Raw genomic sequence first — 13567 nt, 5'->3', positions numbered from 1 at the left:
TAAAGAATAAAGAAGCTTTATCGAAATTATAGAACTAACGTTCCCATTATGGTATAATACACTATGATATACACAGTAAAAAGTTTAACGGTGGAAGGTAGCATCTCCTATATGGAAGGAGGTGATGCCTATGGCTACTTTTGACGCCCTGTCTTTAATGATCAGCTTTGGCATGCTTATTATTGCCATTCTTTCATTTCACGACAAAGACCAAAAGTAAAACCACCCTTAGCTTGCCGGCAAATAGGGTGGCTTCATTCGTCACTTTAAAACAGCCTTCCCTCTCTGATGGAGAGAAATAACTGTGTGTATTGTCAGGGTAGTATGCTCATACATACTGCCCTTTTCAATATTATATACTATGCGTTTATATAAGTACGTATTCAAAAAGTCCGATAAATAGGACCAAGAAGTCCAAGGCGACTAGCTTTTTCCGACGGACTTCCGCAGGATGTGGTGGCTTCTGTGTTGTCCACAGGACGTGGGCGTTCTTAGTAGAAGTTCCTCTCATTGCCGTGTCATCTTTATTGGATTTTTTGAATATCCTCTATAAGAAATTATATCATATACCCTGTTTCTAGTACAATTTAACCTGTAAAAAGAACAACGTACAATTAACGATGCTTATATAAGCCTGCATATATCATTACTTTTTCGGGTAAGCACGCTTATATTGTCTTGCTGGTTCTATTGTATCTCCCAGCTGCTCACTTGCCCGGATTGCCCAATAAGGGTCTTTTAGCATGCCACGTCCAATTGCAACTAAATCAGCATCACCATTTCCGATAACAGATTCCGCTAATAGAGGATCTTCTAAAATACCGACAGCGATGACAGGTATATTCAGCTCTTCCTTAAATCTACGTGCAAATGGAACCTGATAGCCAGGGTGTATTGCTGGTTTTTGTTTTCCTGGAGGAGCCTCCCCGCCACTGGAAATATGGAACATATCAATGCCCGCTGCTTTATATTTTTTCGCAATTTCCAAAGCATGATCTATATCATAGCCGTCATCCATGTATTCAACAGCAGATATACGCATTAATAATGGCATATCCTCGGGAATAACTGCTTTGACAGCTCGAATAATCTGCGCTCCAAATAAAGATAATTCCTGATATTCGTCCTCTCTCTGATTAATACCTGGAGAATGAAATTGATGAATCAAGTAGCCGTGTGCACCATGTAATTCAATTGTATCGAATCCGGCATCGACCGCTCGTTTTGCTGCATCTTGAAATTGTTGAACCGTTTCCCGAACTTCTTCTGTAGTTAAAGCACGGGGCATTTTATCGTCTTTTGTAGCAGGGATTGCAGATGGAGCAACCGGCGGGTTCGCATCCTCTGCCTTTCTTCCCGCATGGGCAATTTGAATACCTATTTTTGCACCGTTCTTGTGAACAGCATCGACGATTTTTTTATAGGCTGGAATTTGTTCGTCTGACCACAGGCCAAGATCATTATCTGTAATACGTCCATCTGGATCGACATCCGTCATCTCAACTAAGATTAGACCGGCTCCTCCTACTGCCCGTGATGTGTAGTGTACAAAATGCCAGTCATTTGGAATTCCGTCTTTGGCATCAACGGAGTATTGGCACATTGGCGCCATAACAACTTTATTTTTCAAGGTTAAATTTTTCAATGTAAATGGTTGTGTTAATTGAGCCATTCTTGCACCTCGCTTATAAATTTTTTAAGTAATTCATAGCATATGCTTTGTTATTATTTAGTGCAAATAATCTGTTTTGCCTTCCATATTTTAAAAAGCAGCTAAAACTTCTACGTTCGCAGGATAAGGCGTTTTTTTTTGCACAAAAAAAGAACTGCATTTTTACAGTTCTTTTTTTCAATATGTAGCGTGCACCTGCTTTCGATGAAATGACCATATGCGCTACATAAGTTCATGGCTCAGCCCAGGCTTCCCCGCGGCACACAAGAAAAACCACTTACTGCTGCTTCCTTCCGGATCTGACAGGGTTCATGGGTTCCTGTTGCGCAGGACCAGGACGTCAACACCAATCCCTTAAGTCAGACCATACAGTCATTTCACCTCGAGCAGGGATTCGGCCTCGCTATAGCGGATTGCGAGTACAGGGCACCGCTACCTCCCCGCTTAGCACGTAATTAATATTATATCTTCCTCAGGAAGAAATTGCAACGATATTTGTCCCATTATCGGCATCCATATTATTCTTCCGATGCAGAATCCTTCTCATTCTTTTTCTGACGCAGTTCTTTAAAAAAATTTTTTAAGATCATACTGCACTGCTGTTCAAGAACTCCTGATGTTACATCAACCTGATGATTAAAACGCGGCTCTTTTAATAAATTCATTAATGTTCCGGCACAGCCTGCCTTTGGATCACTTGCTCCGTAGACCACACGTTTAATTCTTGACTGTACAATCGCTCCGGCACACATTGGGCATGGCTCTAAGGTAACATACAAGGTACAATCCTCTAATCTCCAGCTCCCTACTGCCTGATTAGCTTCCTGAATAGCAAGCAGTTCTGCATGGGTTAGTGTTGTTTGTATTGATTCCCGCAAATTAAATCCTTTTCCAATAATTTCTCCATCCTTGACAATTACAGCACCAATTGGTACTTCGTTTAATATCCAGGCCCGGCGTGCCTCTTGAATAGCTGCTGCCATATATAATTCATCTTGACTTACTGACATTTCTTCTGTCATTTTTATCACATCACTTTATTATCGTTTTAATTATAGCTGCAAGAGGGAATACTAAATTAACCTATCTTTCTAAAGGAGACATCCAATAACCATGAAAATTGAAAATACAGCACTTGTCTTCGTTGACGTAATTAATGATTTTAAATTTGACGGCGGCGATAATCTTCATGCTTATACAGAAGACATGCTGCCAAATCTGATAAAGCTCCGTAATTTTGCCAAGGAAAAATCTATTCCCGTTATCTATGTTAATGACCATTACGGCTTATGGCAAGCAGACTTCCATAAAATTATCGACTTTTGTAAAAATGAAAAAAGCGAGGAAATCATTGAAAAAATCAAACCGGATGATGACGATTATTTTCTAATTAAACCACAACACTCCGCTTTTTTTCAAACACCTTTACATGCACTCTTAACAGAATTAAACCGGTCGCATATTATTTTAGCAGGCATTGCCGGCGATATTTGCATCCTGTTTACTGCAAAGGATGCCTATATGTATAAATTAAGTCTTTCGATTCCTAAAAACTGCATTGCTTCTGAGGAAAATGAAAATAATAATTATGCACTTTATCTGATGGAGTCTGTAATGGATGCAGATATCTCACCAGTTTAGCATATAACTCTTTCCCCCTTCATATGTATAGTATGTAAGAAGCAATCTGAAGGGGGTATTACTTTGCAGATATACGTCGTTGAACAGGGCGATACACTGGAGCAAATTGCAGATACATATGGTTCTTCCGTTCAAGATATAGTCAATGCAAATGAATTAAATGCGCCAAACCAATTAGTTATCGGGCAAGCACTTGTCATTCCGATTGTCGGTCAATTTTACTTTGTTCAGCCTGGCGATACGCTTTCCTCCATTGCCGCCCGGTTTGACATCAGTGTGGAAGAATTGGCAACGATTAACGGCTTGAATTCAAATCAGATTATCTATCCCGGATTTCGATTATATATTCCGCCGACCCCAAAAGAACCGATTACCTCAAATGCTTATGTCGAACCGATGGGAGAAGAGGTTTCCCAAACCCTAGAAACTGCAGCAAGCAACTATACGCCTTTTTTAACATATCTCAGTTTATTTAGTTATCGGGTTAATCGGGACGGTACACTTGCAGCTCCACCAACAGGAAATCTCATTACCTCCGCAAGGGATAATGGTGCTTCTATTGCGATGGTGGTGACCAATCTAGAAGAAGGAGCATTCAGCTCAGAGGTCGGACATATTATTTTAACGGTGCAGGCTGTTCAAAATACACTATTAGATGAAATCATTAATATCGCTACAGAACAAGGTTTTCGTGATGTACACTTTGATTTTGAATTTCTATTGCCAGAAGACCGCGAGGCTTATAATACTTTTTTACGTACAGCAAAGGACCGCCTCTCACAAGCAGGACTGCAGATTTCAACAGCACTTGCTCCAAAAACAAGTTCAGAGCAGGCTGGACAATGGTATGAAGCACATGATTACAGAGCACATGGGGAGATTGTAGATTTTGTGGTGTTAATGACCTATGAATGGGGGTATAGCTATGGCCCGCCAATGGCTGTTTCTCCCTTGAATTCTGTCCGTGACGTGGTTGAATATGCTGTCTCAGAAATCCCGTCAGAGAAAATTATGCTTGGTCAAAATCTATATGGATATGATTGGACACTTCCTTTTGTGGAAGGCGGAGAAGCTGCTAGAGCGGTTAGCCCGCAACAGGCAGTCAATATCGCCTGGGAGAATAATGTCGCCATTCAATATGATACCACCGCTCAGGCACCTTACTTTATGTATGCTCATGAATCAGGCCAAGAGCATGAGGTTTGGTTTGAGGATGCCCGTTCTATTCAGGCAAAATTTGATTTAATCAGGGAATTTCAGCTATTAGGTATTTCATATTGGAAATTAGGGCTGGCTTTCCCGCAAAACTGGCTGCTTTTAAATAATGAATTTGATATTCGGAAATTGGATGAATAATAAAAGGGGGTGCTTCAAATTTTAGAAGCACCCCCTTTTATTATAATTAATTAACCAAGTACCTTCACTGATTCACGATTAAATGCTGGAAGATCATCCGGCGTACGGCTTGTTACTAATTGATTTTGGCAAACAACGACTTCTTCATCTTTGAACTTCGCACCTGCGTTTACAAGGTCTACTTGAATAGATTTAAAACCTGTTGCTCCGCGGCCATCAAGTGTTTTTGCAGTAATAAGAAGCTGTGGTCCATGACAAATTGCCATAACCGGCTTTTTCTCATCCATAAAGTGTTTTGCAAATGCTACAAAGCGATCGTCTGCACGTAATATATCTGGAGAGAAACCGCCAGGAATAAGCAAAGCATCAAAGTCTTCCGGTTTCACATCATCAATACCTTTATCGATTGTTACTTTTGTATCTTCTGATTTACCGGTTACCGTGTTTCCTTGTTCCTTTTCAATAGTAACCAGCTCATGACCAGCTTCTTCCAATGCTTTCTTAGGGCTTGTATATTCAACGTCTTCAAATAAGTCTGTTATAACTGTTGCGATTTTTTTACCCATGAATCATTCACTCCTTTAATAATGGTTACATCCTATATCTTCCCAAATAGAATTTATTTAAAACATAAAAGAATTTATATTCATTCCGTGAATTTTCCTTCAGGATTTATCTGTTATAAATCTCTGTCTCAAACAATATAGGTTAATCTGCCTTATCCCGCTTAATATTTATCCTCCGAATGCTTTGGTATGAATATTCTCCTGGTTAAGGAATTCTTCTATTTTTTTCTGTTCTCTTCCATTGACTGTACCACTTTCATCAATGATTGATTCCATATCTATATCAGAAAAATTTCCTTCACTAATATTATCTGTCAAGTCATTGAGTGCTTCATCTAATTTATAAAGATATTGATGAGAGGCTGTAATATATTGGCTAATTCTTTCAGACTCTTCCTGATAACCTTCTGGCAAAGTATTATGTAAGATATAATTAGAAAAATTATCATCATTTTCTTTTATCAAGCTGTTAATTTTATTAAATTTCTCTAATTCAATTTCATTTAATTCCTGATCATCATCTATTAATTCCTCAAATGGATAGCTGGCATTTTCTAATTCTTCACTGATATCGAGATATGTTTTTATACTTTGTTTCATCTCTTCTTTATCAATTACGTGATTGTTTTCTTCAGAGATAAAAATAGTGTCAGGAATCTCTATATTTTCCAATGAAATAACGTCATTCTCTGTCATATCCGTATTTTCTTCTTGAGAACATGCACTTAATAATAAAATAATCAAAAGGCTGTAAATGATTTTTCTCATATTAATTTTCCCTTCTTAATAGATGATATTCCATTATACTTTTATTTTTATCTTATACCTATTCCTAAATCTGTCAATTATCTTATATAAAATAATTATTAATAAAATAATATTTTTATATAAATCTCCATATTTGAGAGTAGAGAATATTAAATATCGCCGCTATAGTCAGCAAATGAATCACCTTTAATTCACTTCATCAGATTCTTTTATCTGCTACAATTCTTAAGTAAACTACTACGGCATAAAAAAGCGGCTTCCCGCTCACAACAATGCGGAAAGTCGCTTTTTATTTCAGGTAAGATTTATCTTTAACCTATCACTTTATTTTAAATACTGCACATTATTCCTCTAGTGTCGACGTATCACCTGTCGGCAGCCCTAATTCCCATGATTTTAACAGACGGCGCATAATCTTTCCGCTCCGTGTTTTTGGAATAGAGTCTTTCACTTCAATTTCTCGCGGTGCCGCATGTGCACTTAATTCTTTTTTAACAAATTGACGGATTTCTTCTAAAAGCTCATCACTTTTTTCGTAGCCTGGATTTAAGGTAATAAACGCTTTAATAATTTCTCCACGCTCAGGATCCGGTTTACCGATAACTCCTGCCTCTGCAACAGCCGGATGCTCAATCAGCTTGCTCTCTACCTCGAACGGCCCAACTCGTTCACCAGATGTATTAATGACATCATCCAGACGGCCCTGGAACCAGAAATAGCCGTCCTCATCCCGATAAGCGCTGTCCCCGGATACATACCATCCGTTAATAAAATAGCTCTCATATTTTCCTTTATTATTCCAAACCTCACGCATCATAGATGGCCAGCCTGCTTTAATTGCTAAATTACCCATTTGATTTGGAGGAATTTCATTTCCTTCGTTATCAACAATAGAGGCCTCTACGCCAGGAATTGGTTTTCCCATGGAGCCTGGTCTGATTTCTAATGCCGGGATATTTACAATAACCTGGGCACCTGTCTCAGTCATCCACCATGTATCATGAATGCGCAAATCAAATGCTTTTAATCCCCAAGTAATAACCTCCGGATTTAGCGGCTCTCCAACACTTAAAATATGACGCAGCGCAGACAGGTCGTATTCTCTGACCTTCTCCTCGCCGTAACTTACAAGCATACGTAATGCTGTCGGTGCAGTATACCATACAGTAACATGATTATCCTGTAATGTTTTATACCAGTCATCCGGAGAGAAACGCCCGCCGCGAATAACATTCGTTACCCCATGCAGCCATGGAGCAAAAATACCGTAGCTCGTTCCTGTTACCCAGCCCGGGTCTGCAGTACACCAGTATATATCGTCCTCTTTTAAATCCAATACCCATTCTCCTGTTGCATAATGCTGAATCATAGCATTATGCACATGCAGAATCCCTTTTGGTTTTCCTGTTGAACCAGATGTATAATGGAGCAGCATGCCGTCCTCTTTATCCACCCATACAATATCAAAATCAGTGGACGCACTCTTCATTTCTGCATGAAAATCTATATACTGATCTCCTTCTTCCTCATGCTCACCGACTAATACGATTTTCTCTAAATTCGGTAATTTGTCCTGAGGTATACGATAGAGCAAATCTGGAGTTGTAATTAAAACACGTGCCTCACTGTTTTCCAGCCGGTCTCCTACTGCCTGCTCCATAAATGCCTCAAATAATGGTCCTGCAATAGCTCCAATTTTTAAAATACCAAAAAATGCTGTATAGAACTCGGGACTTCTTGGCATAAAAAGAAAAACACGATCCCCTTTTTGCACATCGTATTTTTTAAGTACGTTTGCAAATTGATTACTCTGTAAGCGAAGCTGATCAAAGCTCATCTTTTCTTCGCGGGCGGGATCTGAATATAGCAATGCGATCTTATCCTTCTTATCAGGATTATCAGCATGTTTATCAAGAGCCTCATATGCCATATTTACTTTTCCTGTTTCATACCAGGAAAAGTTCTTTTCTACATCTTCCCAAGAAAAATCATTTCGGAAATCCTCATAGTTTTTTAAATTATGCTTCCCTTCACGGGCCGGTATTGCTTGCATATCCATCTAATCACCTCATCCAATTAAATTGAAAACGATTACAAATAGAATTAAAAAAAGGGTTCAAATATTTTGTTAACTGATTCTATTTTAGAACATTCTGTGACATTTTTAAAGAGTTTGTTTCTAATTTTACAAAATAAAGGAGATGTTCACGTGATAAACACCTTTCGGACGCAGGGTTCCAGGAATTTTTAATAAAAACCGGTAAGACGAATCCTACCGGTTTAATGAGTTATGCTTTTTTCTCTTTTCGTCTTTCCCTCTCTGATAATATATATGCACATGCTGCATCTCCTGAAGTATTCAGAGCTGTTCTCAGCATATCAAGGATTCGGTCGATACCAATAATTAATGCAATACCTTCAACAGGCAGACCAACTTGCTTTAGAACCATTGCCAGCATAATTAAGCCGACACCTGGCACACCTGCTGTGCCGACACTTGCCAGAGTAGCAACAAGAACAACCATTAATAAATCAACCATCGTAAGAGGCAAATCATATACCTGTGAAATAAACACAGTCGCAACAGCCTGCATAATCGCTGTACCATCCATATTAATGGTTGCTCCCAGCGGTTGAACAAAGCTGCTGATTTCTTTCTTAACACCCAGATTCTCCTGGGCTGTTTTCATAGCTACAGGCAGTGCCGCATTGGAACTGGATGTACTGAAAGCAACTGTCATCGCCGGGAAGAAGCCTTTAAAGAATTTAATTGGATTCCCTCGTCCCAATAACCAGATAGCTAGTGAATAAATAATTAAAGCATGCAGGAACAGCGCTCCAATAACGGTTAACATATAACTTAGCATCGAACCGACTGCATCCAGTCCGGCACCTCCGATTGCTGATACGATTAACGCAAACGCACCATAAGGAGCAAATCGCATAACTAACATGACGAGCCAGTTTAAAATTTCATTTGCCTGTTCAAATAAATTATAAATACCTTTAGTTTTATCATTTAAATACGCCAGAGCAATTCCTATAAACACAGCAAATGCAATAATCTGCAGCATATCTCCAGACGACATTGCAGCTATTGGATTCTCAGGAATGATATTAATCAGCGTCTCCATAATGGGAGGCGCTTCACCTGGCGTATAATCACCAACATTCGATGTATCAAAAATTCCAGCTTTACCTGGTTTAACAGCATAACCTAACGCTAATCCAATACTGATAGCAATCGCAGTGGTTGTTAAAAAGAAAGTGATCGTGAAAACACCAATTTTCCCTAACTTCGCGGGATCGCCTAATCCTGCTGTTCCCAAAACAATAGAAACAAACACCAGCGGTACAACCAGCATCATAATAAGGTTTAAAAATATTTGTCCAATTGGATCCAACACATATTTATCCAAAGGTCCAAAAAAACTCTCGGGAGCAAATGTTAGAGCAATACCAACAACTGCACCAGCAATTAAAGCAATTAATATTCTTTTCGTTAATTTTTTAGAATCCATATACCTTCTTCCTTTCACTATGTTGAGGCTTAAAAAAATATCCATCTGAAAAATAAAAATTTATTGAGGCTTCCGAATGTTGCAATTCACCTTGATTTAAGGTCATTTATACTCTTAATAAATTCATAAATTTCATTGGATATAAAACATAGACTTATTGGATTTTTCTTTCTTTGTAGTTGAGGCGACTACATTTATACAGGGATTATTTCAATTTGTAGAATAGGTAGAATAAATTCTACCATAAATGACAGGTTTTTGAATAGTATTTTTTGAAATAATACATTATTTACCATGTCCCTGCTAGTTTTAAAGAATGTACCCCGATTATTATCTTATAAAACACTGCCGCATTTTCATCCAATAAAAAACTACCCCCTTTTATCAGGAGATAGAACCTAAATTACTTATTATATTAGGAAAAAATTCAGTCAGATTGAGAGATTTTTCTTTGAGGAAATAGCTTTGCGGTGCTCTTTATTACATAACTATAATTTAAGCTCTTTGAGGTATCGATATTGTCTAGGGTGTATAAAATCTCTTAATTTCATAGTTTCTTTTATTTAACCAGCTTTATTTTATAAAAGCTCTTTGCATTTATTTAATGCCTCATTTAACTCCTTATCAAACAACATTTTCACATCAATTTCCAGTGCCTCCGCTATTTTTTCCAAGGTATCTACATCTATCTTTGTTTTCCCTTTAGAAATGTTTGTATACCATGCGGGAGTCTTAGAGCATTTTTTTGCAATTTGTGTCTTTGTTACTTGTTTTTGTTGTCTAATAAACTCAATTTTCTCATGAATTTCCACTAAATCACTCCATCCATCATTTAGTTCTTTCTACTTAAATTATAATTAAGCGTTTTGCGTAAGTCAATATATTAATATAGTAAAATTTGCATTTCGCTTAAAAATACTATTATTTTTATTAAAAATGGTATTATCTCTATAATGAGGTGGATACAATGAAAATTCTTTCCCAAAGATTAAGAGAAGCACGAGAAAAAGCTGGATTAAAACAAATTGAAGCATCTAAGCTTCTGGGAATTTCAAACGGTACTTTATCTGGTTATGAAAGAGAATATCGTGATCCTGATACAGACACTTTACATAAAATGGCTGAATTATATAGTGTTTCTGTAGATTGGCTTCTTGGTAAATCTATGTATCCCTCACCGAAAAGTACTTCCCAGCCTGAGCCGATGTCTGAACAGGATACACTAATGTTCAGTAATTGGAAACGCATGACAGAAGACGAGAAACAAGAAGCTTTACATGTGATACAATATATTTTATATAAAAAGAAAATGGATAATAGAAATGATGATAAAAAAGAATAGTAGTTATATTCTCAATAAGGTATATGGGTAATCTTTATTGTCACAAGCTCATTGCATTCCAGTTTTATTTGTGTCCTGAGACTACCATCAAAAACGTTATTTAGTAAGAAATCTTATACTCTCTTATCTGCCAAAACAGGTGTACTTGCTGCACCTTTATTTTTAACACCAAAAAAGAACATACATTCCCACCAAAACAAATAGCAATGCTTTGGTCATGAATTATGTCACTACTTTTTCAATGAAGGAGATCAGCGTTTTATGAACTCTCTCTTTGTTGAATTGCAGGAAAATCAAGCCAACCACTTTGGCTATCATTTCTGTATTCCAACCTTTATGCTTAACCAGTTTCTCATTAGAAGTGTCTATGATATTCAACAGCATTTCCCAGTCAGCTTTCCCTTCGCACTTCATAAACTGGGAGTGCACCGTAATAAACAGATTTCTCTGTATGAGCCGCCTGCTTATTATCTGGCAGGGTAATTTCCGTTTCGATAAGCCATAGTAAATTTTATTAAAATAAAAAACAGCCCTTATTTCCTGAACAAGAAAACAAGAGCTGCTCTCTTAAAAGAAGTTTAATAACGCAATTCCTCCAATTATCATAATAACAGCAATAATTCTCCTCTGATCAATTGGATATTTCGGGAGGTTAAACATACCAAAATGATCAATTAACAACCCCATTATTATTTGCCCTAAGATGGTAGACATCATCGTCAGTGTAACGCCCAGATGAGGCATTAAGCTAATATTCGATGCAATGTATGCAGCCCCGAGCAGACCGCCGGCAAAATGCCAGGGCTTCAATTTAAAATTACCAGAGGTACGTGTTAATTTTACCCCTTTACTAAGGATTATTGACAGAATAAATAGCACAATGGTACCTACGATAAAGGATATAAAAGCTGCGTAAATAAATGAATCTACTTCATATCGTAATTCGCTATTGATAGCTGTTTGCATCGGCGGCATCATTCCGGTAAATAAACCGAACACGATCCATAAACGGGAATAGTTTTGAGAGCCGCCCGGCTTCTTTTTGGCATTCATATAAATAATTCCGATGATTAAAAGGACCGCACCAATAATATGCATAACATGTAATGGTTTTACCTCTGCGCCGAACCAGCCGAATGTATCAATTAAAATTCCAATCACCATTTGTCCAGTGACTGCCGCAATAACAGTTAATGCTGCGCCGATTCTGGGTAATAAAATAATATTACCTGTTAGAAAGATTACCCCAAGCACACCGCCGGCAAACCAGACGTAAGACAAAGATTGTGATGCGAAAAACGATATCGTAAATTTGCCGGGATCCATAATGAAATTAATGATAAATAAAATAATACTCCCTGATAAAAAAGAGTAAAAGGAGGTAGGAAAAATAGCTTTGGTAAATAAATTCAGGCGGTTATTTACCGCTGTCTGCATAGGAATCATCATCCCTGCGATAATCCCTAAGACGATTAATATGTACAAAAAAGAAACCTTCTTTCTCAGAAAACGTAATGTATTTATTTTAGCAAAGTTATCAAGGAAAACAATATTCCTGCTTTTTTCAGATAAGCTTGTGAACTACCCACCACTGACGAAATGGACCAAGCTAACCCTCTTGTCCCAAAAGTTTATATGATAATAGATAGTAGATTAGGAAATTCCTAATAGATGTATGCCTTCGTTCTTGATATTGATTGCTGCATTATAATCTCTATCCATATTTAGACCACAACTGCATAGATAAGTACGTTCTGATAAGGTTATTTCTTTTACCAAACTACATGATGAGCACATCTTTGTCGATGGAAACCATTTATCTATCTTGATCAGTTGTTTCCCTTGCTCTTTTAGTTTGTACTGTAAGAAAAAAGTGAACATACCCCAGCCGTTATCCATGACACTCTTTCCAAATTGAAGAGCTTGTGACATTCCTTTCATGTTTAAGTCCTCCATAATTATTGCGTCAAACTTTGTTACAAGTACTTTTGATTTATGCTGCAAAAAATTCTTTCGTTGATTGGCGACTTTCTCCCCGATTTTAGCTAATCGAATACGCTGTTTATTCCAATTAGAGGAACCTTTCTCTTTACGAGAGAGTTTACGTTGTTCGATTGCTAATTTTTCAAGCATTTGTCGATAGAAACGTGGATAATTGGCTTTCTTACCTGTTTCGCTATCGACAAATAGCCCATCCATCGCAAAATCTAATCCTGCAACCTGGTGAACTTCTTTGCTTTTTATCTCGTTTTCATATTCCGTCAAAATAGAAATATTTAAATGAAGCTATGCATTTGCTAAAGCTAAAGAATCCACTTCTTTTAGCCACTCAAATTCTTTCTTATATTTTGCTGGTGTGGGGTTTTCCCTCCGCTTGGAGCCTTCTTTATCTTTCTGGAATGTTTCATAGCTATTCATTCGCTCTGCCAACATTTGATTATAGACAAAACGTACACATCCGAACGTTTTACGAACCAAAGAAGCCTGTTCCTCTGTCGGATAAATTCAAAATTTATATGCTTTTTGTTGTTTGGGCATAACAACTACCTCTAACGGAACTTTTGTTCCAAACACACCATAACAAAAACTTTTTGGCTATCACCAACCGAAATTCATCTCCCCTTATCGTTGCATGGAAGCCTTTCTTACGCTTGAAGAGGGGACTTCTTTCGGAAAAACGTTAAATTTGAACATTTTAAGA

Annotated in this window: 12 protein-coding genes, 1 other RNA gene and 2 pseudogenes; 5 read left to right on the top strand and 10 right to left on the bottom strand. The window is 37.6% G+C overall.

The annotated features are described in order from the left end of the window. Nucleotides 1-130: 130 nt before the first annotated feature. A complete protein-coding gene (locus tag MHH51_RS00170) occupies nt 131-220 on the top strand; it encodes a putative holin-like toxin (protein ID WP_222595752.1) in 90 nt (29 codons plus the stop codon). A gap of 426 nt (nt 221-646) precedes the next feature. On the opposite strand, the gene MHH51_RS00165 is transcribed toward MHH51_RS00170, so the two are convergent. From MHH51_RS00165 to tadA, 3 genes are all read right to left on the bottom strand, one after another. After that, on the bottom strand, nt 647-1672 hold the full coding sequence (locus MHH51_RS00165) for an NADH:flavin oxidoreductase/NADH oxidase (RefSeq protein WP_339283917.1): 1026 nt from the start codon (nt 1670-1672) through the stop codon (nt 647-649). A 187-nt stretch (nt 1673-1859) separates the two neighbouring features. Continuing rightward, nucleotides 1860-2125, bottom strand: an RNA gene (ffs, locus tag MHH51_RS00160) — signal recognition particle sRNA large type. Nucleotides 2126-2190: 65 nt separating this feature from the next. Next, complete coding sequence (gene tadA / locus MHH51_RS00155) at nt 2191-2694, bottom strand: tRNA adenosine(34) deaminase TadA (RefSeq protein ID WP_198048769.1); 504 nt, start codon at nt 2692-2694, stop codon at nt 2191-2193. A 91-nt stretch (nt 2695-2785) separates the two neighbouring features. On the opposite strand from tadA, the gene MHH51_RS00150 reads away from it, so the two are divergent. After that, nucleotides 2786-3313 carry an isochorismatase family cysteine hydrolase gene (locus MHH51_RS00150; RefSeq protein ID WP_147212259.1) on the top strand — a complete coding sequence of 176 codons (528 nt, stop codon included), beginning with the start codon at nt 2786-2788 and terminating at the stop codon, nt 3311-3313. Between the two features lie 63 nt (nt 3314-3376). Beyond that, nucleotides 3377-4669 carry a glycoside hydrolase family 18 protein gene (locus tag MHH51_RS00145; RefSeq protein ID WP_339283915.1) on the top strand — a complete coding sequence of 431 codons (1293 nt, stop codon included), beginning with the start codon at nt 3377-3379 and terminating at the stop codon, nt 4667-4669. 50 nt (nt 4670-4719) lie between these two features. Here the strand turns inward: MHH51_RS00145 and MHH51_RS00140 are convergent, their stop codons facing one another. From MHH51_RS00140 to MHH51_RS00120, 5 genes are all read right to left on the bottom strand, one after another. Continuing rightward, nucleotides 4720-5235: a type 1 glutamine amidotransferase domain-containing protein gene (locus tag MHH51_RS00140; protein WP_147212261.1), complete on the bottom strand. Its 516-nt coding sequence runs from the start codon at nt 5233-5235 to the stop codon at nt 4720-4722. Nucleotides 5236-5403: 168 nt separating this feature from the next. Continuing rightward, nucleotides 5404-6003 carry an NDxxF motif lipoprotein gene (locus MHH51_RS00135; RefSeq protein ID WP_339283914.1) on the bottom strand — a complete coding sequence of 200 codons (600 nt, stop codon included), beginning with the start codon at nt 6001-6003 and terminating at the stop codon, nt 5404-5406. A gap of 343 nt (nt 6004-6346) precedes the next feature. Beyond that, complete coding sequence (gene acsA, locus MHH51_RS00130) at nt 6347-8062, bottom strand: acetate--CoA ligase (RefSeq protein WP_156988822.1); 1716 nt, start codon at nt 8060-8062, stop codon at nt 6347-6349. Between the two features lie 229 nt (nt 8063-8291). Then, a complete protein-coding gene (locus MHH51_RS00125) occupies nt 8292-9524 on the bottom strand; it encodes a dicarboxylate/amino acid:cation symporter (RefSeq protein WP_147212263.1) in 1233 nt (410 codons plus the stop codon). 578 nt (nt 9525-10102) lie between these two features. Further along, nucleotides 10103-10336 carry a helix-turn-helix transcriptional regulator gene (locus MHH51_RS00120; RefSeq protein WP_147212264.1) on the bottom strand — a complete coding sequence of 78 codons (234 nt, stop codon included), beginning with the start codon at nt 10334-10336 and terminating at the stop codon, nt 10103-10105. 155 nt (nt 10337-10491) lie between these two features. On the opposite strand from MHH51_RS00120, the gene MHH51_RS00115 reads away from it, so the two are divergent. Both MHH51_RS00115 and MHH51_RS00110 read left to right on the top strand, forming a co-directional pair. Next, nucleotides 10492-10866: a helix-turn-helix transcriptional regulator gene (locus MHH51_RS00115; protein ID WP_147212265.1), complete on the top strand. Its 375-nt coding sequence runs from the start codon at nt 10492-10494 to the stop codon at nt 10864-10866. Between the two features lie 225 nt (nt 10867-11091). After that, a pseudogene (locus tag MHH51_RS00110) lies at nt 11092-11349 on the top strand (ImmA/IrrE family metallo-endopeptidase); the annotation flags it as partial. Nucleotides 11350-11433: 84 nt separating this feature from the next. Here MHH51_RS00110 and MHH51_RS00105 read toward each other — a convergent pair. Both MHH51_RS00105 and MHH51_RS00100 read right to left on the bottom strand, forming a co-directional pair. After that, complete coding sequence (locus MHH51_RS00105; protein ID WP_147212267.1) at nt 11434-12351, bottom strand: DMT family transporter; 918 nt, start codon at nt 12349-12351, stop codon at nt 11434-11436. Nucleotides 12352-12519: 168 nt separating this feature from the next. Continuing rightward, nucleotides 12520-13371 (bottom strand): annotated as a pseudogene (locus tag MHH51_RS00100) (transposase). Between the last annotated feature and the right edge of the window lie 196 nt (nt 13372-13567).

The organism is Oceanobacillus sp. FSL K6-3682 (assembly GCF_037976165.1).
GTDB classification, from domain to species: domain Bacteria; phylum Bacillota; class Bacilli; order Bacillales; family Amphibacillaceae; genus Oceanobacillus; species Oceanobacillus sojae.
The sequence above is the reverse complement of the archived record's forward strand: the minus strand, read 5'-3'. Positions and strand labels throughout refer to the sequence as shown.